Origin of the sequence: Bacillus pumilus, from assembly GCF_009937765.1 — a bacterium.
GTDB classification, from domain to species: domain Bacteria; phylum Bacillota; class Bacilli; order Bacillales; family Bacillaceae; genus Bacillus; species Bacillus pumilus_O.
This window is the reverse complement of the sequence record NZ_CP047089.1, coordinates 1,604,768-1,624,726: the sequence shown is the minus strand read 5'-3', so window position 1 is coordinate 1,624,726 and position 19,959 is coordinate 1,604,768. Positions and strand designations below refer to the sequence as shown.

At 42.7% G+C, this 19,959-nt stretch carries 20 protein-coding genes, 1 other RNA gene and 1 other annotated feature; of the genes, 5 read left to right on the top strand and 16 right to left on the bottom strand.

All coding sequences use genetic code 11. From position 1 onward, the window contains the following. Positions 1–28 precede the first annotated feature (28 nt). The 5 genes from GPS65_RS07875 to GPS65_RS07855 form a co-directional block, all read right to left on the bottom strand. Positions 29–316 carry a DUF1292 domain-containing protein gene (locus tag GPS65_RS07875; RefSeq protein ID WP_012010715.1) on the bottom strand — a complete coding sequence of 96 codons (288 nt, stop codon included), beginning with the start codon at positions 314–316 and terminating at the stop codon, positions 29–31. 16 nt (positions 317–332) lie between these two features. After that, on the bottom strand, positions 333–749 hold the full coding sequence (gene ruvX, locus GPS65_RS07870) for a Holliday junction resolvase RuvX (RefSeq protein ID WP_003216519.1): 417 nt from the start codon (positions 747–749) through the stop codon (positions 333–335). Between the two features lie 3 nt (positions 750–752). Next, a complete protein-coding gene (locus GPS65_RS07865; protein ID WP_024718370.1) occupies positions 753–1,019 on the bottom strand; it encodes an IreB family regulatory phosphoprotein in 267 nt (88 codons plus the stop codon). Between the two features lie 90 nt (positions 1,020–1,109). Next, positions 1,110–3,746 (bottom strand): alanine--tRNA ligase, encoded by a 2,637-nt coding sequence (gene alaS / locus GPS65_RS07860; protein ID WP_012010716.1) that lies wholly within the window; start codon positions 3,744–3,746, stop codon positions 1,110–1,112. A gap of 81 nt (positions 3,747–3,827) precedes the next feature. Then, positions 3,828–4,036 (bottom strand) — a binding site (T-box leader). Between the two features lie 46 nt (positions 4,037–4,082). Then, positions 4,083–5,147, bottom strand: a complete 1,065-nt coding sequence (locus tag GPS65_RS07855; protein ID WP_012010717.1) for an AI-2E family transporter — start codon at positions 5,145–5,147, stop codon at positions 4,083–4,085. Positions 5,148–5,312: 165 nt separating this feature from the next. Here GPS65_RS07855 and GPS65_RS07850 point away from each other — a divergent pair, with 165 nt between their 5' ends. From GPS65_RS07850 to GPS65_RS07835, 4 genes are all read left to right on the top strand, one after another. Next, positions 5,313–6,041 (top strand): amino acid ABC transporter ATP-binding protein, encoded by a 729-nt coding sequence (locus tag GPS65_RS07850; RefSeq protein ID WP_012010718.1) that lies wholly within the window; start codon positions 5,313–5,315, stop codon positions 6,039–6,041. Positions 6,042–6,054: 13 nt separating this feature from the next. Further along, positions 6,055–6,864, top strand: coding sequence for a transporter substrate-binding domain-containing protein (locus GPS65_RS07845; RefSeq protein ID WP_012010719.1), 810 nt, complete (start codon positions 6,055–6,057; stop codon positions 6,862–6,864). A 71-nt stretch (positions 6,865–6,935) separates the two neighbouring features. Further along, complete coding sequence (locus tag GPS65_RS07840) at positions 6,936–7,589, top strand: amino acid ABC transporter permease (RefSeq protein WP_119125178.1); 654 nt, start codon at positions 6,936–6,938, stop codon at positions 7,587–7,589. 15 nt (positions 7,590–7,604) lie between these two features. Beyond that, positions 7,605–8,255: an amino acid ABC transporter permease gene (locus GPS65_RS07835; protein WP_119125179.1), complete on the top strand. Its 651-nt coding sequence runs from the start codon at positions 7,605–7,607 to the stop codon at positions 8,253–8,255. Positions 8,256–8,488: 233 nt separating this feature from the next. Here the strand turns inward: GPS65_RS07835 and GPS65_RS07830 are convergent, their stop codons facing one another. The 8 genes from GPS65_RS07830 to cymR all read right to left on the bottom strand — a co-directional run bounded on the left by GPS65_RS07830 (position 8,489) and on the right by cymR (position 15,352). Then, a complete protein-coding gene (locus GPS65_RS07830) occupies positions 8,489–8,620 on the bottom strand; it encodes a YrzQ family protein (protein WP_003216198.1) in 132 nt (43 codons plus the stop codon). A 20-nt stretch (positions 8,621–8,640) separates the two neighbouring features. Next, positions 8,641–8,832, bottom strand: coding sequence for a hypothetical protein (locus tag GPS65_RS07825; RefSeq protein WP_003216308.1), 192 nt, complete (start codon positions 8,830–8,832; stop codon positions 8,641–8,643). Between the two features lie 13 nt (positions 8,833–8,845). Further along, entirely contained in the window at positions 8,846–9,304 is a 459-nt protein-coding gene (locus GPS65_RS07820; protein ID WP_236832313.1) for a PRC-barrel domain-containing protein, read from the bottom strand. A 135-nt stretch (positions 9,305–9,439) separates the two neighbouring features. Further along, the gene (gene recD2, locus GPS65_RS07815; RefSeq protein WP_119125181.1) at positions 9,440–11,824 is read right to left on the bottom strand and encodes an SF1B family DNA helicase RecD2; all 2,385 of its coding nucleotides are present in this window, start codon (positions 11,822–11,824) and stop codon (positions 9,440–9,442) included. A 19-nt stretch (positions 11,825–11,843) separates the two neighbouring features. Beyond that, positions 11,844–12,497 carry a tetratricopeptide repeat protein gene (locus GPS65_RS07810; RefSeq protein ID WP_088003250.1) on the bottom strand — a complete coding sequence of 218 codons (654 nt, stop codon included), beginning with the start codon at positions 12,495–12,497 and terminating at the stop codon, positions 11,844–11,846. A 60-nt stretch (positions 12,498–12,557) separates the two neighbouring features. Further along, positions 12,558–13,676, bottom strand: a complete 1,119-nt coding sequence (mnmA, locus tag GPS65_RS07805) for a tRNA 2-thiouridine(34) synthase MnmA (protein ID WP_003216305.1) — start codon at positions 13,674–13,676, stop codon at positions 12,558–12,560. 95 nt (positions 13,677–13,771) lie between these two features. Further along, positions 13,772–14,914 (bottom strand): cysteine desulfurase family protein, encoded by a 1,143-nt coding sequence (locus tag GPS65_RS07800; RefSeq protein WP_012010725.1) that lies wholly within the window; start codon positions 14,912–14,914, stop codon positions 13,772–13,774. A gap of 18 nt (positions 14,915–14,932) precedes the next feature. Then, positions 14,933–15,352: a cysteine metabolism transcriptional regulator CymR gene (gene cymR / locus GPS65_RS07795; RefSeq protein WP_012010726.1), complete on the bottom strand. Its 420-nt coding sequence runs from the start codon at positions 15,350–15,352 to the stop codon at positions 14,933–14,935. Between the two features lie 209 nt (positions 15,353–15,561). Between cymR and GPS65_RS07790 the strand changes: the two genes are divergently transcribed. Next, positions 15,562–16,827, top strand: a complete 1,266-nt coding sequence (locus GPS65_RS07790; protein WP_012010727.1) for a replication-associated recombination protein A — start codon at positions 15,562–15,564, stop codon at positions 16,825–16,827. Positions 16,828–17,056: 229 nt separating this feature from the next. Here GPS65_RS07790 and GPS65_RS07785 read toward each other — a convergent pair whose 3' ends face one another. The 3 genes from GPS65_RS07785 to aspS all read right to left on the bottom strand — a co-directional run bounded on the left by GPS65_RS07785 (position 17,057) and on the right by aspS (position 19,950). Continuing rightward, complete coding sequence (locus GPS65_RS07785; protein WP_012010728.1) at positions 17,057–17,821, bottom strand: tRNA threonylcarbamoyladenosine dehydratase; 765 nt, start codon at positions 17,819–17,821, stop codon at positions 17,057–17,059. Between the two features lie 92 nt (positions 17,822–17,913). Beyond that, a non-coding RNA gene (gene ssrS, locus GPS65_RS07780) (6S RNA) lies at positions 17,914–18,094 on the bottom strand. Positions 18,095–18,171: 77 nt separating this feature from the next. Further along, positions 18,172–19,950, bottom strand: coding sequence for an aspartate--tRNA ligase (gene aspS, locus GPS65_RS07775; protein ID WP_041816299.1), 1,779 nt, complete (start codon positions 19,948–19,950; stop codon positions 18,172–18,174). Positions 19,951–19,959: the final 9 nt, after the last annotated feature.

The following is a 19,959-nucleotide window of genomic DNA, read 5'->3' as shown; positions in this document are numbered from 1 at the left end:
AGATCCGCTCACAGGCCTTTTATTCGTTCTATTCTTCGTCTTCTTCTTCTTGATCTAAGAACGTATTTAACGTTTCTTCAATCATGTCCCACTCTTCATCCGTTTCAATAGGCTCTAGTTCGCCATCTTCACCGTTTTCGTTTGGCGTGAAGCTTGATGCATGAATTTCAATTTCTTCATTGTCTTGCTCAGAAATTGGGTAGTAAAGAACATATGATTTGTTAAAATGGTCGCTTTCAAAAGTAAATAGTACTTCGCAAAGCTGTTCATTTCCATTATCATCAACGATTGTAATTTGCTTTTCTCCGTGTTCCATTTTGATTCACCTCATTTTAATTTAAGCTGTCTAAGTACCCTTGCAGGATCATAACAGCCGCCATTTTATCAATGACTTTTTTACGCTTTTGTCTGCTCACATCTGCAGAGATGAGCATTTTTTCCGCTGCCATTGTCGACAGACGCTCGTCCCAAAGCACAACAGGAACATTGTACGTGTTTTCTAACACTTTCGCAAATGATTGGCTGGCTTCGCCTCTAGGACCGACCGTACCGTTCATATTTTTTGGAAAACCAAGTACAATTTTATCCGTTCCATATTGCGAGACGATCTCAGACAGGCGGCTGAGACCGAAGTCTCCGCCTGCTTCATCAATTTTAATTGTTTCAATCCCCTGCGCCGTCCAGCCCATTTCATCACTGATTGCAACACCAAGGGTTTTCGTGCCTAAATCTAAGCCTAAAATTCTCATGTTTTACGCCTCTTTATGTGTCTCTAAGTACGATTTAACCAATTCCTCAATTAATTCGTCTCGTTCTAGTTTACGAATTAGGTTGCGAGCATCCTGATGTCTTGGAATATAAGCAGGGTCGCCTGACAGCAAGTATCCGACAATTTGATTGATCGGGTTGTATCCTTTTTCTTGGAGTGCGTCATATACTGTAATGAGCACTTCATTCACATTGGTTTCAGCTGAATCATCAGAGAAGTTAAACTTCATTGTCTTATCAAATGAACTCACTGCTTCTTGCACCTCTCTTCCAACATTCTACTAGCAAGCTTTTTTTCTAAACGCTCATCTAATACCATTATTCTACACTACATCGCCTGATTATAAAACGGATTTGACAGATTCTTCGACAGATGTCAGTGCTTCTTCTAGCTTTTCTGGTTGTTTTCCGCCTGCTTGTGCCATGTCTGGGCGTCCGCCCCCGCCTCCGCCGCAGATTTCAGCTGCTTGTTTCACAAGTTTCCCTGCATGCAGACCTTTTTCGATGACATCTTTTGTCACTCCTGCTGAAATGTTTACTTTTCCGTTTTGAACGGCTCCGAGCACAATGACAGCTGAGCCTAATTTAGCTTTTAAATCATCAACCATTGTTCTTAAATGGTTCATGTCTTTCGCGTTTACTTTTTCAGTTAACACTTTCACTCCGCCGATTTCTGTCACTTTCTCTAAAATAGAGCCTGCTTCAGCCTGGCTTAATTTTGCAAGAAGAGATTCGTTTTCTCTTTGAACTTCTTTTAAATCTGCCTGCAATGAAGCGATACGTTTTGGTACATCCTTCGTATTTGACTTCAGCTCACTCGCTGCCTGCTCTAAAATCCCCAGCTGGTCATTTAATTCTTCGTATGCCCCTTTTCCAGTCACTGCTTCAATCCGGCGTGTTCCAGCACCAATACCCGATTCAGATGCAATTTTAAACAACCCGATTTCTGCAGTATTTTGCACGTGACAACCGCCGCATAGTTCGATGCTGTAATCGCCTACTTGGACAACTCGGACAATATCGCCATACTTCTCGCCAAAGAGCGCCATCGCACCCATTTCTTTTGCTTCAGCAATCGGCTTCAGGTCAATAGCAACAGAGATGCCTTCCCAGATCTTTTCGTTCACGATTTTTTCAATCTGAGACAACTCTTCTTTTGTAACTTGTCCAAAATGAGAGAAGTCAAAGCGAAGTCTATTTTCATTCACCAGTGATCCTGCTTGGTTCACATGGCTGCCCAAAACGTCTTTTAACGCCTGATGCAATAGATGTGTCGCTGTGTGGTTTTTCACAATGCCTTTTCGAAGAGCTGATTCCACTTCCGCAGTAACTACAAGTCCTTTTTTGGCTGTACCGCTTACGACTACTCCTTCATGAACATGCTGACCGTTTGGTGCCTTTTTCACATCTTTGATGTCAATGATCACTTCAGCGCTTTTCAATGTCCCTTTATCAGCCACTTGTCCGCCGCTTTCTGCATAAAAAGGTGTTTCATCTAATAAAATTTGTACTGTATCGCCTTCATGTGCTTCTGAGACAATTTCACCATTTTGAAGCAATTCAATCATATGAGCAACTGCCGTTAGATTTTCGTAGCCGACAAATGTGCTTTCTACTTTAATATCTCCTAAAGCACCGCCTTGAACCTGCATACTGCCGACATCTTGTCGCGCATTTCTTGCACGTTCACGCTGCTTTTCCATCTCAGCCTGGAAGCCTTCTCGATCCACTGTCATGTGCTCATCTTCTGCATATTCTTCTGTGAGCTCGACAGGGAATCCATACGTGTCATACAGCTTAAATACATCTTCACCTGAAATCTGTGAGCTGCCTTTGTCTCTTTCTTTTTTGATGACTTCTGACAAAATCGCTAAACCTTCGTTCAATGTTTCATGGAAGCGTTCTTCTTCATTCTTGATGACTTTTGCAATAAATTCTTCTTTCGCTTGTACATCTGGGTAGAAATCCTTCATGATTTCCGCCACAACTGGAACTAGATCAAACATAAACGGGCGATGGATGTGAATGGTTTTTGCATAACGCACAGCACGGCGAAGCAAACGTCTTAACACATACCCGCGGCCTTCATTGGAAGGAAGCGCTCCATCACTTACAGCAAAGGCAACCGTCCGGATGTGGTCAGCAATGACTTTGAATGCTGTATCCTTTTCCTTTGTTTCGCCATAGCTTTCTCCAGAAATGGTTTCAACTGCACGAATAATTGGCATGAATAGATCAGTATCAAAGTTCGTAGGCACGTTTTGAATGACAGATACCATTCGTTCAAGACCCATCCCTGTATCAATATTTTTCTTCGGCAGCGGCGTGTATGACCCATCTGGATTATGGTTAAATTCAGAGAACACTAGGTTCCACACTTCTAGATAACGCTCATTTTCTCCGCCAGGATATAATTCTGGATCGTTCATATCGTGACCGTATGATTCACCGCGGTCATAGAAAATTTCTGTATTCGGTCCACTTGGGCCCTCTCCAATATCCCAGAAGTTCCCTTCAAGGCGAATAATACGTTCCTCAGGTACACCGATTTTATCTCTCCATAGAACATACGCTTCTTCGTCCTCTGGATGAACAGTGACAGATAACAAATTCGGGTCAAAGCCAATCCATTCGTCACTTGTGAGGAATTCCCACGCCCATTCAATCGCTTCTTCTTTAAAATAATCACCAATAGAGAAGTTTCCAAGCATTTCAAAGAACGTATGATGACGTGCTGTTTTCCCTACGTTTTCAATATCATTTGTACGAATTGATTTTTGCGCGTTGCAAATACGCGGATTGTCAGGTACGACGCGGCCATCAAAGTATTTCTTTAATGTTGCCACCCCGCTGTTGATCCACAAAAGTGTCGGATCATCATGCGGTACGAGTGAGGCACTCGGTTCTACAGCATGTCCTTTTTCTTTAAAAAAGTCTAAAAACATTTGGCGTACTTGAGCTGAAGTTAAAGTTTTCATTCAAAAATTCCTCCCTTTTCATTCATCAATCTCCACACAAACGAAAAAACACCCCGCCCTATGCAAGCACAAAACGACTTACACAGGGACGAGATGTTCTCGCGGTACCACCCTGATTATAGACAAATTCGTCTATCACCTTCACATCCGATAACGCCGGAAGAGAGCGGCAGTGTTTATCTGCACTCGGGACTAGCTTCCGTTAAAGGTCTGATGAGGCTTTTCTCAGCAAAATAAAGCCTCTCTCTGAAACAGCTTTTTAACGTACTCGGGTCCGTCATTGAATTCAGTATGTAGTATGAATCGAAATTATTATAGACAACTCGGCTCCTCTTGTCAATGAACGCTTCGCCTCATCAGGATATATTGCACAATGATCACCCTGATGATAGCGGCAGTTGGTACGGCTAAAATCATGCCTATTAAACCAAATAACTCTCCACCAGCAAGCAAGACAAGCATAATGACGACAGGATGCATATGAAGACTTCTCCCTACGATAATCGGGCTAAGGACGTTGCTTTCTAAAAATTGCAGTACGGCGACTGTAATCAGCACAATAATAACTGATTTCACCGAGATGGTAAACGCAATAAAGACAGCGGGAATCGCGCCAATAATCGGTCCAAAATACGGAATGACATTCGTTGCGCCAATCAGCATACCAAGGACAAGCGGGTACGGAATATGAAACAGCCAGAGCACAATGGTGGCTGCCCCCCCAATGAATGAACAGACAAGCAGCTGCCCTCTAATATAATTACCAAGTGATTCATCAACTGCCTTTACAAACGCATGCCCCCTCTTCCGAAATGAGGGCGGCGTCAAATACCATGCGGCCCGCTTCATTGTATTCATATCCTTCACCATATAAAAAACAAGAAAAGGGATGAGCGCTGCAACTAGTGCATAATCAAGTAAGACTTTACAGCTAAGAATCATCCGCTCCGCGCCGTTAGCTGCATATGTCTCCGATTGAACAATTAAGCGATCCAAGCGGTCGTGAAGTCCGTCAGGCCAATGGCTTGTATGATGATGAATATGTGATAAGGCGCCATTATACGTTTCCGCAAGCACAGGAATTTGTTCTGACAGCTCATTTAGCTGCTTGATCATGACAGGCGCCCCTTTATAAACCGCAAGCCCAATCCCGCCAAAAAACAGGACATAAATCAATAAGAGACTCACAGTCCTTGGTAAGCCCCCTGCATGCAATCTTTCCACTATCGGATAAAGCAGATAAGAAATAAAAATAGCAATGAGTAGCGGAATGAGAACCGCCTTTAACAACAAAAAAATAGGCATCCATAACTCGTCGAGCTGCAATAAAATGAGCAAAGATGCAAGGACAAGCAGGACCCCTGCGGCATATATCAGAAATTGGATCGGACGTTTCTTCACCTTTTTCACCTCTTTTCTTATTGTTTAACCATCTTCTGCAATTATCCATGTAAATAAAATTTGTCCTAACTTTGTTAAAAATGAATACATATGAAACATACAGCACCATCCAAAGTTACTAAAATGTCTCCACTGACTACCACCATGTACAAGAGGAGGTTCTTCATGATCACATTCGAAAAAGTCAATAAACATTATGGCCAGTTCCATGTACTGAAAGACATTAACCTACATATTCAAAAAGGTGAGGTCGTCGTGATCATCGGTCCTTCAGGATCAGGTAAAAGCACAATGCTCAGATGCATCAATCGTCTTGAAAGCATTGATGAGGGTAAGGTTCTTGTCAACGAAGTGCCTGTTCAGCATCCGAAAACCAATATCAATCTTGTCAGGCAAAATATCGGGATGGTATTTCAGCACTTTCACCTCTATCCGCATAAGACGGTGCTTGAAAACATTATGCTTGCGCCAATGAAGGTGAAAAAGGTGAGCAAAGAAGAAGCGAGGGAAACAGCCGAATTTTATTTACATAAAGTCGGTATTCCTGATAAAGCTAACGCCTACCCTTCAAGACTATCAGGCGGACAGCAGCAGCGTGTTGCCATTGCTAGAGGGCTTGCGATGAAACCAGAGGTCATGCTGTTCGACGAACCGACATCAGCTCTTGACCCAGAGATGATTGGAGAGGTACTAGATGTGATGAAACAGCTCGCCCGAGAAGGAATGACCATGGTTGTCGTCACACATGAGATGGGATTTGCCAGAGAAGTGGCCGATCGTATTGTCTTTATTGATGAAGGCAGAGTTCTTGAAGAATCAACACCGGCTGCATTTTATGAGAAACCGCGTGAGAAACGCGCACAGCTCTTTTTAAGCCGTATTTTAAATCACTAGGGGGAATGATTTGATGAAAAAAATGAAACGCTTTGGCCTACTACTCTTTATGACTTGCTGTATTGCCGCATTAACAGCTTGCGGATTTGCTGAAAAAGGCTCGACTGATGCAAAACAAGGAAGTTCTTTAGAAACCATCCAGAAAGACAAAAAAATGATTTTCGGGGTCAAGAATGATACACGTCTCTTCGGTCTAAAAAATCCAAGCAGCGGAGATATTGAAGGGTTTGATATCGATATTGCAAAAGCCATCGCAAAGGAAATACTCGGTGATGAAGGAAAAGCAGAATTCAAAGAAGTGACATCCAAAACGAGAATTCCTTTACTGCAAAAAGGAGATATTCATGCAATCGTCGCAACCATGACAATTACTGAAGAGCGTAAAAAAGAAGTCAATTTCTCAGATGTTTACTTTGAAGCAGGACAATCACTGCTTGTGAAAAAAGGAAGCGACATTCAATCAATTGATGATTTGAAGAAAGGAACGAAAGTGCTTGCAGTAAAAGGATCTACTTCTTCTCAAAATATCCGCGAAAAAGCACCTGAAGCGTCTGTATTAGAATTTGAGAACTATCAGGAAGCTTTTACAGCTTTAAAATCGAATCAAGGGCAAGTGCTGACAACTGATAATGCGATCTTATTTGGTATGGCAGATGAGGATTCAAATTACGAAGTCGTCGGCGGCACCTTTACAGATGAGCCTTATGGCATTGCTGTCAAGAAAGGCGATAAGGAATTAACAACGGCCATTAATAAAGCCCTAAAGACATTAAAAGACAATGGGGAGTATGACAAGATTCATCAAAAATGGATCAAAAAATAATCGTTTGACTTGTTTAGGGGTGAGCCGCTCATTGGCTCCCCTATTGATCAGGAAGGAAGGAAGTGAACTGATTGCTGCGGTTTTCCATTCTCACTGAAAACTTCAATCTTTATGTAGAAGGGTTTAAATATACAATTGGTGCAAGTGTCATTGCTTTGATTGGAAGCTTTTTGATCGGTACACTCATTGCCATTATGAGAATTGCACCACTCAGACCACTCAACTGGTTAGGGACGGCTTACGTGGAATTTATTCGGAATATTCCGTTATTATTGATTACATTTGTCTTCTTCTTTGGATTACCCGTGCTTGGTATTGTAGCAGATGGCTTCACCGCCGGCACAATTGCCCTTGCCATTTATACCTCAGCCTTTATTGCTGAAGCCATTCGTGCAGGGATACAAGCTGTACCGCTTGGACAAATGGAAGCCGCCCGTGCTTCAGGTCTATCCTATGGCGGGACGATGCGGTATATCATTCTGCCGCAAGCGATTAAAATTGTCATTCCCCCTCTTGGGAATCAATTTATTAACCTTGTTAAAAACTCATCTATTTTAGGTGTCATCGCAGGGTTTGATCTTATGTATCAAGGAGACCTCATCGCTTCTAGAACATTTGTGACATTTGATGTCTACATTTTTGTTGCCATGTTCTATCTGATATTAACGATTCCGCTCAGTTTAGGCGTTGGTTATTTAGAAAAAAGATTAGCAAGAAGCCACTAGAAAGGAGGACATATCATGGATTTTCTAGGTGCCTACCAGCCTGATCATCTCGCCTTTTTACTTGAAGGATTTGCTGTCACCTTAAAAGTGGCTTTTATCTCCATCATTTTGAGCTTTCTCATTGGATTAGTCATTGGAACATTGCGGTTCGCTCAAATTCCGATTTTATCAAAGATACTTGCAGTCGTCGTCGAAACCATTCGAAACTTGCCGCTCTTATTGATCATTTTTTTCACATATTTTGCATTGCCCGAAATCGGCATTAAGCTGAGCATTACAGCCTCGGCTATAGCAGCTTTAACCGTATTTGAATCAGCAATGCTGTCAGAAATTATTCGAAGTGGTTTAAAATCAATTGATAAGGGGCAAATCGAAGCCGCCAGGTCCTCTGGTTTAACCTATATCCAAACGTTAAAAATGATTATTATGCCGCAGGCTTTACGCCGAATGGTGCCGCCAATTGTTAGTCAATTCATCTCTCTTTTAAAAGATACGTCACTAGCTGTTGTCATTGCACTTCCAGAACTATTGCATCACGCTCAAATATTAAACGGTCAGAGCCAATCTTACTTACTGCCCATTTTCCTATTAGCGGCGATGATGTATTTTGTCGTCAATTTCAGCTTATCATTACTCGCACGCCGATTAGAATATAGGCAGGCATAAAAAAGGACATCCGCTCTTAGCGGATGCCTCAGTGTGTAGACAAACCCTCGCATTCGGTGTCAGGTCTGCGCACCGGTGCTCACGAATGTCAGATTCGCTCCGCGCCATTGCTCGCCCTTCCTAAACTTCAAAGGTTTTCTATCACGCTGAAAAGAAGACAAAGGGCTAAAATAAAGATCATTTCAGCCCTTTGTCAACAATCTGGGACATCCGCTCTTAGCGGATGCCTTTTTTTACATCATTCTCATCACACGTTTTCTTAGCTTTTTCATATCCCGCTTTGATGGCATATCATATCGGCTTGCAAAGTGATATGCGAGTGCACCTGCACCAAGCGTTAATAGTGAAGAAGTCATTTTGCCCATTCGAAATTCCCCCTTAACACTTATAGTTGAATTGAACGTTCATCATCACTAAACAGATCATCTAAGCTGCTTAGTGTTCCGTCTTCTTCCACTTGGTGTGTAGATATTTTACCTTTTGACAGTGTCAATTCAATAAAACAGCCCCAGCAATAATATTGATTGACCCCAATTTTTCCGATGTCTTTACATTTGCAATTTGGGCAAATGAGCATAATCAGCACCTCTTTACGTTCGGTTTAGAACAAGCGCTTCCTTTTGAACGTTGATCAAGGTTCCGGCAGCCTGAAGCTGTTTTCGAATCCCTGATAGCTCTGTAAAGAAGCCGTCCGAGAGTTCATATGCTACGATTGTGCCCGAATTTGTGCAAAAGTATACATCTTCCAAAATGCCTAAATTTTCACCGTCAGGCGACTGCATCATTTTCTTTTTTAATTTCGAAAATAAGAGGGATGGGGCGGAGGAATCCATGCCTACACCCTCCTGGCAGCTCACATATAAGCCTTTGTCTGTCAGCTGATCCCCAGCCGAGAATGGAATGAAGGCACAGTCTTTCTTTTTCCCATCTAATACATAACCTCCGCAGCTGCCTCCGGCTAATAAGCAAATATCTTTTATGGAACCAAGTGAATGAGACGTTTCACCAGTATAGATTGACATTCCTTCAAGCTCTCGACATGTTCTCAAAATGTGCTCAACCACCTTTTGCGGAACAGTCTTATCGTGTGCGTTTGCTTCAAGACTCATACGAAGAAATGGCTTCCATGAACGAACTATGCGAAATTCTTTTCATGCTAAAAAAGACTTCCATCTGGAAGCCTTTTATTCATGCATAAAATCAAATGGAGTGATTCCCTCCATACCGATATTTGCATCATGCACGCTAAACGGCAGTTCTTTTTGAAGTGCTGCAAGCTCCGCATCCATAACCTCTTCGGTTTGCACGAGCCGCATCGTTAAGGACGTTTGTCTGAGGGAATCCTCATTGTTTTTCACGCCCCACTCCAGTGCTGATTCCTCGCCGCACAGAATTAAAAACTTTTTACTTCGTGTAATGGCTGTGTACAGCAAATTTCGCCGAAGCATTCTGTAATAACTTCTCACGACTGGTAGTACAACGATAGGGAATTCACTGCCTTGTGATTTGTGGATAGAGCAACAATAGGCATGTGTAAATTGATGAAAATCCTTTTTAGTAAAAGTGATTTCATTCCCATCAAAGGAGATCACAGCCATATCTTCTTTTTCTGTGTTTTCTTTCGCATAAAAAATGGAGACAATTTCGCCAATATCACCGTTAAAAATATTGTTCTCTGGCTGATTCACAAGCTGAAGCACTTTATCACCAGTCCGGTACACCACATCACCAAAAGGAATTTCTCGACCTTTTGGTTTTTTAGGATTCAAAATGTGCTGCAGCATTTTATTGAGCTCATTAATGCCTGCTTTTCCTTTATACATGGGCGCAAGCACTTGAATATCTTTAGCTGAATAGCCTTTTTGAGCAGCATTGCTGACGACTTTCTCAATCACTTCTTTCATTTGATCAGCTGAGCATTTGATGAAAGATCGATCCTTTGAACGTGCGGTAATATCCTTTGGCAGGACACCATTTTTCATATCATGTGCAAGTTCAACAATGCTGGAGCCGTCTGCCTGCCGGTAAATATCTGTTAGGGTAACCGCTGGCACGGCTTGTGATGCAAGCAAGTCTCTTAACACCTGGCCTGGTCCGACAGACGGAAGCTGATGTTCATCCCCCACCATGATCACTTGTATATGGTCAGGAATGGCTTTAAACAAATGATTCGCAAGCCAAATATCTAGCATACTTGATTCATCAATGATGACAAGCTTTCCTTCAATCGGCTGTTCATCATCATGAGAAAATCCTTCTGATCCGTTCCAACCAAGCAGCCGGTGAATCGTCACAGCTGGAAGCCCTGTTGATTCTGTCATCCGTTTAGCTGCTCGCCCAGTTGGTGCCGCAAGCACAAATGGGAAGGATTCATCCTTTTTATAATCACTTGGGTCAAGTGATACACCATGAAGATCGCTGTAAAGCTCAACAATCCCTTTAATGACTGTTGTCTTCCCAGTCCCAGGTCCGCCTGTTAAAAGCAGCATTGGGGACATGAGTGCCTTTTGAATCGCTTCCTTTTGTGTCGGCGCATATTGGACGCCCAGCCGTTCCTCTAGCTCACCAAGGGCTAGAAGGAATTCTGATTCAGGAAATTGATCTGCATATTCCGTTTGGGAGACGATTTTTTGTATACGTTTCGCGACACTTTGCTCGGCATAAAATAAGGACGGATGATAGCAGCGCTCATCCTCAATGATCATCTCTTTCCCTTCGCCAAGTGCAATGATCTGATCGGCGACGTCCATTTCCGTCACTTTGTACTCATTGCCTGTTTGATTGAGCAGTTTTCGGGTTTCGACGATCAAATCCTTTGTTTGTATGTACGTATGACCGTCCTGAAGACTGGCTGTCTCCACTGTATAAAGCAAGGCTGCACGAATTCGCTCTGGGTCACTTCCTGAGATGCCGGTTCTAGCGCCAAGTTCATCTGCCTTAATAAATCCGATCCCTTCAACATCCTTGACGAGCTGATACGGGTTTTCTTCAATCTTCTGCAGCGTCTCACTTTCGTACACTTGATAAATCTTCATGCTGAGCTGCGGACCAAAGCCGTATTGATTCAAGCTGATCATAATTTGTTCCAATCCTTGATGCTCTTGGAGCGCTGCAGCCAGCTTATCAGCCTTCTTTTTTGATAAGCGCGGAACGTCATACAAAACCGCTGGGTCACGCATAATTTTATGAAGCGTCTCACTGCCAAGCTTTCCTACAATTTCTTCCGCTGTCTTTTTGCCTATCCCCTCAAATAAATCACTTGAAAGATAATGGATTATTCCTTGTTTTGTTGTCGGTACTTCCTTTTGAAAATGAGTCGCCTGAAACTGTTCACCAAACTTCGGATGGCTTGTAACTTTGCCATAGAAGGTGTAAGTTTCCTCCTCATGAAGTGCTGGGAAGTAGCCTGTGACAGATGCTGTTTTTTCCTCTAAGTTTTCCGATGTTTCAATGACTTTCACCTTTAACACCGAATATAAATTACTTTCATTATGGAAAATAACGGCTTGAACTGTCCCCTTTAAAAATGGTTCGTCCTCAAGCTTCATTTGATCTGGATGTTCCTGCACAGGTCTTCCCTCCTTCCGTCTATTCTGCCTCTTGAATCAGCTTTTGCGCATGTAGTGCCAGCATATGATCAGGCTGCACGTCAATGGCTTTTCCAAGCATCTCAAGCGCTTCGTCTTTTTTCTCTAAATATGCATACGCAACTCCTAAATTATAAAAGGCATCTGCATGCTGCGGATCACGCGTGACTACCTCAGTAAAGGTTGTCACCGCTTCTTCCAGCAATTGTTCATTGGCTAAGCACATGCCAAATTGGAATCTTGCTTCGTTATCATCTTCATTCAGTTCGATGGCACGCTGAAGATAAGGCATCGCAAGCTTCGGCTGCTCTAATTTAATGAGCGTCTGCCCCAGCATATAAAACAAATCACTATTTTCCATGCCCGCTTTTAGTGCTTGTTCAAAATAGTCTTTTGCTTTCATAAAGTCTTCTTTTAATGTGTATACATTTCCTGCTCCGTAATAGGCTGCAGCTGCGGCGTGATCAAGTTCAATGGCTTTTTGAAAGAAGTTTAACGCGCGTTCAAATTCATTGATGCTTGAAAGTAAGTTCGCAAAGTTAATATATGGAACCGGGTCTTTCGGGCTTTCTTCAATGGCTTTCGTAAAAGCTTCCGCCGCTTTTTCGATGTTCCCCTGATTTAAGGCTTCTATGCCAATTTCGTTATGATTCATTCGCTCTCTCATCCTTTCATTAAAAAACCTCAACAGCGACGTTGAGGTTTTGAAAACAAGTTACACGTACGACAGCTTTTGGCCGTCTTTAAAGACATCGTCAATAGTTCCGCCACCTAGACATTCGTCGCCATCATAAAAGACAACCGCCTGTCCTGGTGTCACAGCACGAACAGGTTCATCAAAGATGACCATCGCTTCTTGCTCACCTGTCATTTTGACCTTCACATGGTGATCTTCTTGACGGTATCTGAATTTAGCTGTGCATGTTAATTCACCGTTTTCACCGACAATATGAGGACGAGTCCAGCTGATATTGACGGCTGAAATGCTTTCAGAATATAAAAGTGGATTGTGAAAACCTTGTTCGACAAACAAAATATTTTGTTCCAAGTCTTTTCCAACGACAAACCAAGGATCACCGCTGCCGCCAATGCCAAGACCTTGGCGCTGACCGATCGTGTAATACATCAGTCCATCGTGCTCCCCTTTGACTTCTCCGTCCATCGTCTGCATCACGCCAGGCTGTGCAGGTAAATATTGACTGAGGAACGTTTTAAAGTTTCTTTCCCCAATAAAGCAAATACCCGTTGAATCTTTTTTCGTTGCGGTTGCGAGCTCTGCTTCTTTTGCCAATTCACGAACCCTTTTCTTCTCTAAATCACCGATTGGGAACATGACTTTATCAAGCTGTTCCTGAGTCAGCTGATTTAAGAAATACGTTTGGTCTTTGTTCGCATCAAGACCTCTAAGCATTTTAACTTCATCGCCAGTTCTGTCGACGCGCGCATAGTGACCTGTTGCTAAATAATCCGCACCGAGCGACAATGCATGCTCAAGAAACGCTTTAAACTTAATTTCTTTGTTACACATGACATCTGGGTTTGGCGTTCTGCCTGCTTTATATTCATCAAGGAAATATTGAAACACTTTGTCCCAATATTGCTTTTCGAAATTCACTGCATAATAAGGGATTCCAATTTGGTTACAGACGCGGATGACATCCTCATAATCCTCCGTTGCTGTACACACACCATTTTCATCTGTGTCATCCCAGTTTTTCATAAATATGCCGATCACATCATAGCCTTGCTCTTTTAGCATAAGAGCGGCAACTGATGAGTCGACTCCACCGGACATACCGACCACAACTCTTGTGTCTTCTGGTCTTTTTGTCATCTTCATCAACTCCATTTTCAATGAAACAGCATGTGCGTTTCGTTCTTCAGGTGCTTGGCTGTTTCATTTTTCACACACGAACAAAAGAGGAACGTTTATTTGGCTAAGCGTTTGACAACAGCTGCTATCTTACGTGCTGCCTGCTTCACGTGATCCTCTTCATTCCCAAGACCGAAGCTTATTCTGACTGAGGATGTCAGCTTGTCTGCTTCTTCGCCATACATGGCGCTTAACACGTGCGAAGGAAGGACGGATCCAGCCGTACATGCAGATCCACTTGAAACAGCAATTCCTTCCATATCTAAATTCACAAGTAACGATTCGATGGAAACACCCGGGAAATGAACATTTAAAATATGAGGCAATGTCTCTTTCGGATGCCCATTGATAGAGAAAATAAGTGATTCCTCATCGAATACTTGCAGCATGATTTCTTTGAGCTTACCATAATGCATGGCTTTTTCTCTTCTATTTTGCTTCGTTAATTGAACAGCTTCTGCAAGTCCCACGATCCCTGCCACATTTTCTGTACCAGCACGGCGTTTTCTTTCTTGTTCTCCACCGAACAATTGCGGAGAAAGTTTTACGCCTTCGTTTACATATAAAAAGCCAGTTCCCATTGGACCATTTAGCTTATGACCAGAAGCAGATAAAAGATCAATATGAAGGTCTGCTACATCGATTGGCATTGTTCCAAACGCCTGCACGGCGTCTGTATGAAAATGCGCAGTGTGATGGTGCATGAGTTCGCCAATGTCTTTGATTGGTTGAATTACACCTGTTTCATTGTTGCCGTACATGATGGTCACAAGAATTGTATCATCTCTTAGTGCCTGTTTTAGTTGTTCTAGATGAATCAATCCCGTTTCATCCACATCTAAATATGTCACATCAAATCCTAGCTTCTCTAGGCGTTCACATGTGTGGAGCACCGCATGATGCTCTGTTTTTGCTGTGATAATATGTTTTCCTTCATGCTGCCTTGCCATAGCCACACCTGTAATCGCCAGGTTGTCCGCCTCTGTTCCTCCACTTGTGAGGATGACTTCCTGTGGTTTACAGTGTAATTCTCCTGCAATCACTTCTCTTGCTTCATCAAGCCACTTTCTTGCCTCGCGCCCATATGAATGAATGCTAGAAGGATTGCCAAATATCTCTGTAAAGTAAGGGATCATCTTGTCCACGATACGCTGATCCATCGGCGTTGTTGCCGCATGATCTAAATAGATTCGTTCCATTTCAGGTACACCTCTGATCTAAATGTAGAACATATACGCGTCTTGATTTCCGTCATCTGTATAGCTTGCCAAGTCTTCAAGAGTTGTATTGTCTAGTACGTCTTTTACTGCATCACGAATTCGAATCCAAAGTTCACGCTTTGCTGGTTCTTCGTTTTCAATAACTTCGACAGGACTAATCGGTCCTTCTAATACACGAATAATATCACCGGCTGTGATCTCGTTCGGTTCATGTGCAAGAACATAGCCGCCATATGCACCGCGAATACTTTTCACAAGACGGGCATTCCGAAGTGGTGATACAAGCTGCTCTAAATAATGCTCAGACAAATTATTGTTTTGAGCGATTGATTTTAATGATGTAGGGCCTTCGCCATGTTTTTTGGCTAATTCGATCATGATCGTTAGACCATATCTGCCTTTAGTTGAAATTTTCAAGTTAAACACCTCTGCGTTTTCTATTCTATGTCATCAATTATTTTTTCTGATTTCATATACGCTGATATATAGACCAAAAGCAATTATATCATACTTTTAGCCAACTTTCATTTGCCGCTTCTAGGCGCTATAACAGGACGGATCCCTTTTCTATTTGAAGAAATTTCGGTACTCTATACAAACAAGACATTGCTTTAGGAGAGATAATCATGAAACCTTTAGCGTACCGGATGCGCCCAAGTCATATTGAAGACATCATTGGGCAGGAGCATCTCGTTGGAGAAGGTCAAATTATTAGACGAATGGTCGAGGCAAAACATTTATCCTCGATGATTTTATATGGACCGCCGGGCATCGGCAAAACATCAATTGCGACGGCGATCGCTGGCAGTACAAGCATTGCGTTTCGGACGTTGAATGCGGTCATTCATAACAAAAAGGATATGGAAGCTGTCGCCGCTGAAGCGAAAATGAGCGGCCAGGTCATCCTCATTTTAGACGAGGTTCACAGGCTTGATAAAGGAAAGCAAGATTTTCTTCTTCCTTATTTAGAAAATGGCATGATCATTTTAATTGGTGCAACGACGGCTAACCCTTATCATGCAATTAATCCTGCCATCCGGAGCCGGACACAAATATTTGAGCTAAAACCGCTTGAAACAGAGCAAATCAAGGCTGCGTTAACAAGAGCATTACAGGATGAACATCGCGGCCTTGGCGGTTATGAAGTGACAGTGGACGATGAAGCGATGCATCATTTTGCCAACGGATGCGGCGGAGACGTACGCTCTGCTTTAAATGCATTAGAACTAGCTGTCTTATCGACAAAAGCAGATGAAGCTGGGCATATTGTGATCACTCTTGCCGCAGCAGAAGAATGTTTACAAAAAAAGAGCTTCTCACATGATAAGAATGGTGATGCTCATTATGATGTCCTCTCGGCTTTTCAAAAATCCATTAGAGGATCTGATGCAGATGCGGCACTACATTACCTTGCCAGATTGATTGAAGCAGGAGACCTTGAAAGCATTTCAAGAAGGCTACTCGTGATGGCTTACGAAGATATTGGCTTAGCTAGTCCTCAAGCTGGACCTCGTGTGTTAAGCGCTGTTCAGACAGCAGAAAGAGTCGGTTTCCCGGAAGCACGAATTCCGCTGGCTAATGCAGTCATTGAACTGTGTCTTTCTCCTAAGTCCAACTCAGCATATAAGGCAATCGATGCGGCACTTGGTGACATTCGTTCAGGGAAAATAGGTGAAATCCCTGTTCATTTAAAAGATGCTCACTACAAAGGAGCTACAGCACTCGGTAGAGGTGTCGACTACTTATATCCACACGATTATGAAAACGGCTGGGTGAAGCAGCAGTACCTACCTGATCCGCTGAAAAACAAACAATACTATGAACCGAAGCAAACAGGCAAATTTGAAGGCGCACTGAAACAAGTATATGAGAATTTAAAACGCCAAAAATAAAAAAGCCCCCTGCCTAATTAGCAGGGGGCTGTCAGATTGTTGACAAAGGGCTAAAATGATCTTGATTTTAGCCCTTTGTCTTCTTTTCAGCGTGATAGAAAACCTTTGAAGTCTAGGATGGACGAGCATCGGAGCGGAGCGAATTGAACATTCGTGAGCACCGAAGCACAGATCTGACACCGAATGCGGGGTTTGTCTACACGCTGGCCCCTGCCTAATTAGCAGGTGTTTATTTATCCTTCACACGTGTAATTGGAATATCTTTCAAAAGCTGCATAATCACATGACCACCCATGATCAGTCCTGCAACAGATGGGACGAATGCATTGGAAGATGGCGGCATTTGTGCCTTGCGAATCTTCGCTTCATCATTTCCAACTTCTTTTCTAACATCTTCGCGAATCACAATCGGACTTTCATCAGAGAAAATGACTTCAATTCCTTTACGAATCCCTTCTTTGCGTAGACGCGTTCTCACGACTTTTGCAATTGGGTCGGTATGGGTTTTTGAAATGTCATCAATTTTGAAGCGAGTCGGATCTGTTTTGTTTGCAGCTCCCATACTCGAAATGATGTTCACACCTCGTTTCAGACACTCTTTCATTAAATGAATTTTATAGTGAATCGTATCTGATGCATCGATGACATAATCAAGCGGATATTCAAAAAATTGCTCATATGTTTCCTCTGTATAAAACATCTTGAGCGCAACCACTTCACATTCTGGATTAATATCAGCGATTCTCGCCTGCATTAAGTCAACCTTTGGCTGACCCACTGTTGAAAGCAATGCTGGCAGCTGACGATTTACATTTGTAATATCAATATCATCTTTATCAACAAGAACAATACGGCCAACGCCTGAACGAGCGAGTGCCTCGACTGCAAATGAGCCAACGCCGCCCACACCAAGCACTGCAACTGTACTGTTTTTTAATATATTTAAGCCTTCCTTGCCAATGGCAAGCTCGTTTCTTGAAAACTGATGTAACAAGTGCCTCACTCCACCTTTATTTAAAATGAATCGAAAGAATCATATCATATTCAGACTTCTCCGTCATCCTTCTGTAAACGAAAAAAACACAAAAAAGTCCCGACAACGCCGCCAGCTTTTCCTTCGTTTTGAACCCCGCACCATGCAGGTGGGTGCTTTCTTCCTGACTTTATAAGTCCTCTAAAGAGGCATTTATGCAGAAAGGAAAGGCAAGCTCCCGTATAAAAAAATGTTCGGTCAAAACTAGGTAACCACCGTACGTATCAGGACTTTATTTATTGATTGAAGAAAGCATATCATAGGCATGCCGCTTTTTCAAGCGTTTACATGCCTATATCTATGCGTCTATTTTACTGTTTTACTTTTGTTTTAATGGCTAAGCTTAACTCATCAAGCTGCGCCTCGCTCACATGGCCAGGAGCATCTGTTAGCACGCAGCTCGCACTTGCCGTTTTCGGGAAAGCAATCGTGTCTCTTAGGTTAGAGCGCCCAGCAAGCAGCATCACTAATCGGTCAAGACCAAGTGCGATTCCGCCGTGCGGGGGAACACCGTGCTCAAAAGCATCTAGAAGGAAGCCAAATTGTTCATAAGCCTCTTCTTTTGAAAACCCAAGTAAGCTAAACATTTTTTCTTGAATGTCCTTTTCGAAAATACGAATCGAACCTCCGCCAAGCTCATAGCCATTCAGGACAAGATCGTAAGCCTGTGCCTTCATGTCTTCTGGGCTTGTCTCAATTAATTCAAGATCGTCGCGTACTGGCATTGTGAATGGATGATGGGCAGCATAGAAACGGCCTTCTTCTTCATCTTTTTCAAGCAGCGGCCAATCAACAACCCATAAGAAGTTGAATCGAGACTCATCGATGAGTTCAAGCTCTTTGCCGAGTTTTAGACGAAGGGCGCCAAGTGCATCATGGACAACAGACGTCTTATCTGCAACAAAAAGTAAAAGGTCGCCTTCTTCGACTTGCAGCTTCTCTTTTAATTCTCCTTGCTTTGCTTCGTCAAAGAATTTAGCAATTGGTCCTTTTAATTCTGACCCTTCTGCTTTAAGCCAAGCTAGACCTTTTGCACCGTAGTTCGCTGCAAATGCACCAAGGGCATCAATGTCTTTTCTTGAGTAGTTCGCTGCTGCTCCTTTGACATTGATGGCTTTCACAGCTCCACCATTTTTCACAGCTCCGCTAAAAACTTTGAAGTCAGAGTCTTTTACCGTGTCTGAAATGTTGACAAGCTTCATCTCAAAACGTGTATCTGGTTTATCAGATCCATAAGAGTTCATCGCTTCATCATATGTCATACGAGGTAATGGCAATGTCAGATCTACGCCTTTGACGTCTTTCATCACCTTTGCCATCATCTCTTCAGCAAGCGTCATAATGTCCTCTTGACTCATAAAGGACATTTCGATATCGACTTGTGTGAATTCCGGCTGACGGTCAGCACGTAAGTCTTCATCTCTAAAGCAGCGGGCAATTTGATAATAACGATCCATACCTGAGACCATTAGCAATTGTTTAAATAATTGCGGGGACTGAGGCAAGGCATAGAACTCTCCTTCATGTACACGGCTTGGAACAAGATAGTCACGTGCACCCTCTGGCGTACTTTTTGTTAAAATCGGTGTTTCAATATCTAGGAAGCCGTTATCATCTAGGAAATGTCGGAATGCTCTAGTGACTTCATGTCGCATTTTCATCGTTTCAAACATAGCAGGACGGCGAAGGTCTAAGTAACGGTATTTAAGGCGCACATCTTCTGATACCTCATCCGCTTGATCTGAAATCACAAAAGGAGGAGTTTTCGCTTCATTTAACACGCTGACCGTTTCGACTTGTATTTCAATTTTCCCTGTTTTTAGATTTGGATTGATTGTTGCTTCTTCTCTTGCCACAACCGTACCTTTAATATCAAGGACATATTCATTACGAATCGATTCTGCTGTCTCAAGCGCCTCTTTTGAAAGGTCTGGATTGAAAACCGCTTGTACAATTCCTGTACGGTCACGCAGATCGATAAAGATTAATCCGCCAAGGTCACGTCTTTTTTGAACCCATCCTTTTAATACAACAGTTTGACCGATTTGGTCTTCTGTTACTTCTCCACAATAAAAAGTTCTACCAAACACAAACATTCC

Bases quoted from the DNA above. Each gene is read 5' to 3' on its own strand.
- GPS65_RS07830 (WP_003216198.1), bottom strand. From the start codon at position 8,620: ATGGGCAAAATGACTTCTTCACTATTAACGCTTGGTGCAGGTGCACTC.
- GPS65_RS07850 (WP_012010718.1), top strand. From the start codon at position 5,313: ATGATCACATTCGAAAAAGTCAATAAACATTATGGCCAGTTCCATGTA.
- GPS65_RS07875 (WP_012010715.1), bottom strand. From the start codon at position 316: ATGGAACACGGAGAAAAGCAAATTACAATCGTTGATGATAATGGAAAT.
- GPS65_RS07800 (WP_012010725.1), bottom strand. From the start codon at position 14,914: ATGGAACGAATCTATTTAGATCATGCGGCAACAACGCCGATGGATCAG.
- GPS65_RS07845 (WP_012010719.1), top strand. From the start codon at position 6,055: ATGAAAAAAATGAAACGCTTTGGCCTACTACTCTTTATGACTTGCTGT.
- GPS65_RS07835 (WP_119125179.1), top strand. From the start codon at position 7,605: ATGGATTTTCTAGGTGCCTACCAGCCTGATCATCTCGCCTTTTTACTT.
- alaS (WP_012010716.1), bottom strand. From the start codon at position 3,746: ATGAAAACTTTAACTTCAGCTCAAGTACGCCAAATGTTTTTAGACTTT.
- GPS65_RS07790 (WP_012010727.1), top strand. From the start codon at position 15,562: ATGAAACCTTTAGCGTACCGGATGCGCCCAAGTCATATTGAAGACATC.
- ruvX (WP_003216519.1), bottom strand. From the start codon at position 749: ATGAGAATTTTAGGCTTAGATTTAGGCACGAAAACCCTTGGTGTTGCA.
- GPS65_RS07825 (WP_003216308.1), bottom strand. From the start codon at position 8,832: ATGCTCATTTGCCCAAATTGCAAATGTAAAGACATCGGAAAAATTGGG.
- GPS65_RS07810 (WP_088003250.1), bottom strand. From the start codon at position 12,497: ATGAATCATAACGAAATTGGCATAGAAGCCTTAAATCAGGGGAACATC.
- mnmA (WP_003216305.1), bottom strand. From the start codon at position 13,676: ATGACAAAAAGACCAGAAGACACAAGAGTTGTGGTCGGTATGTCCGGT.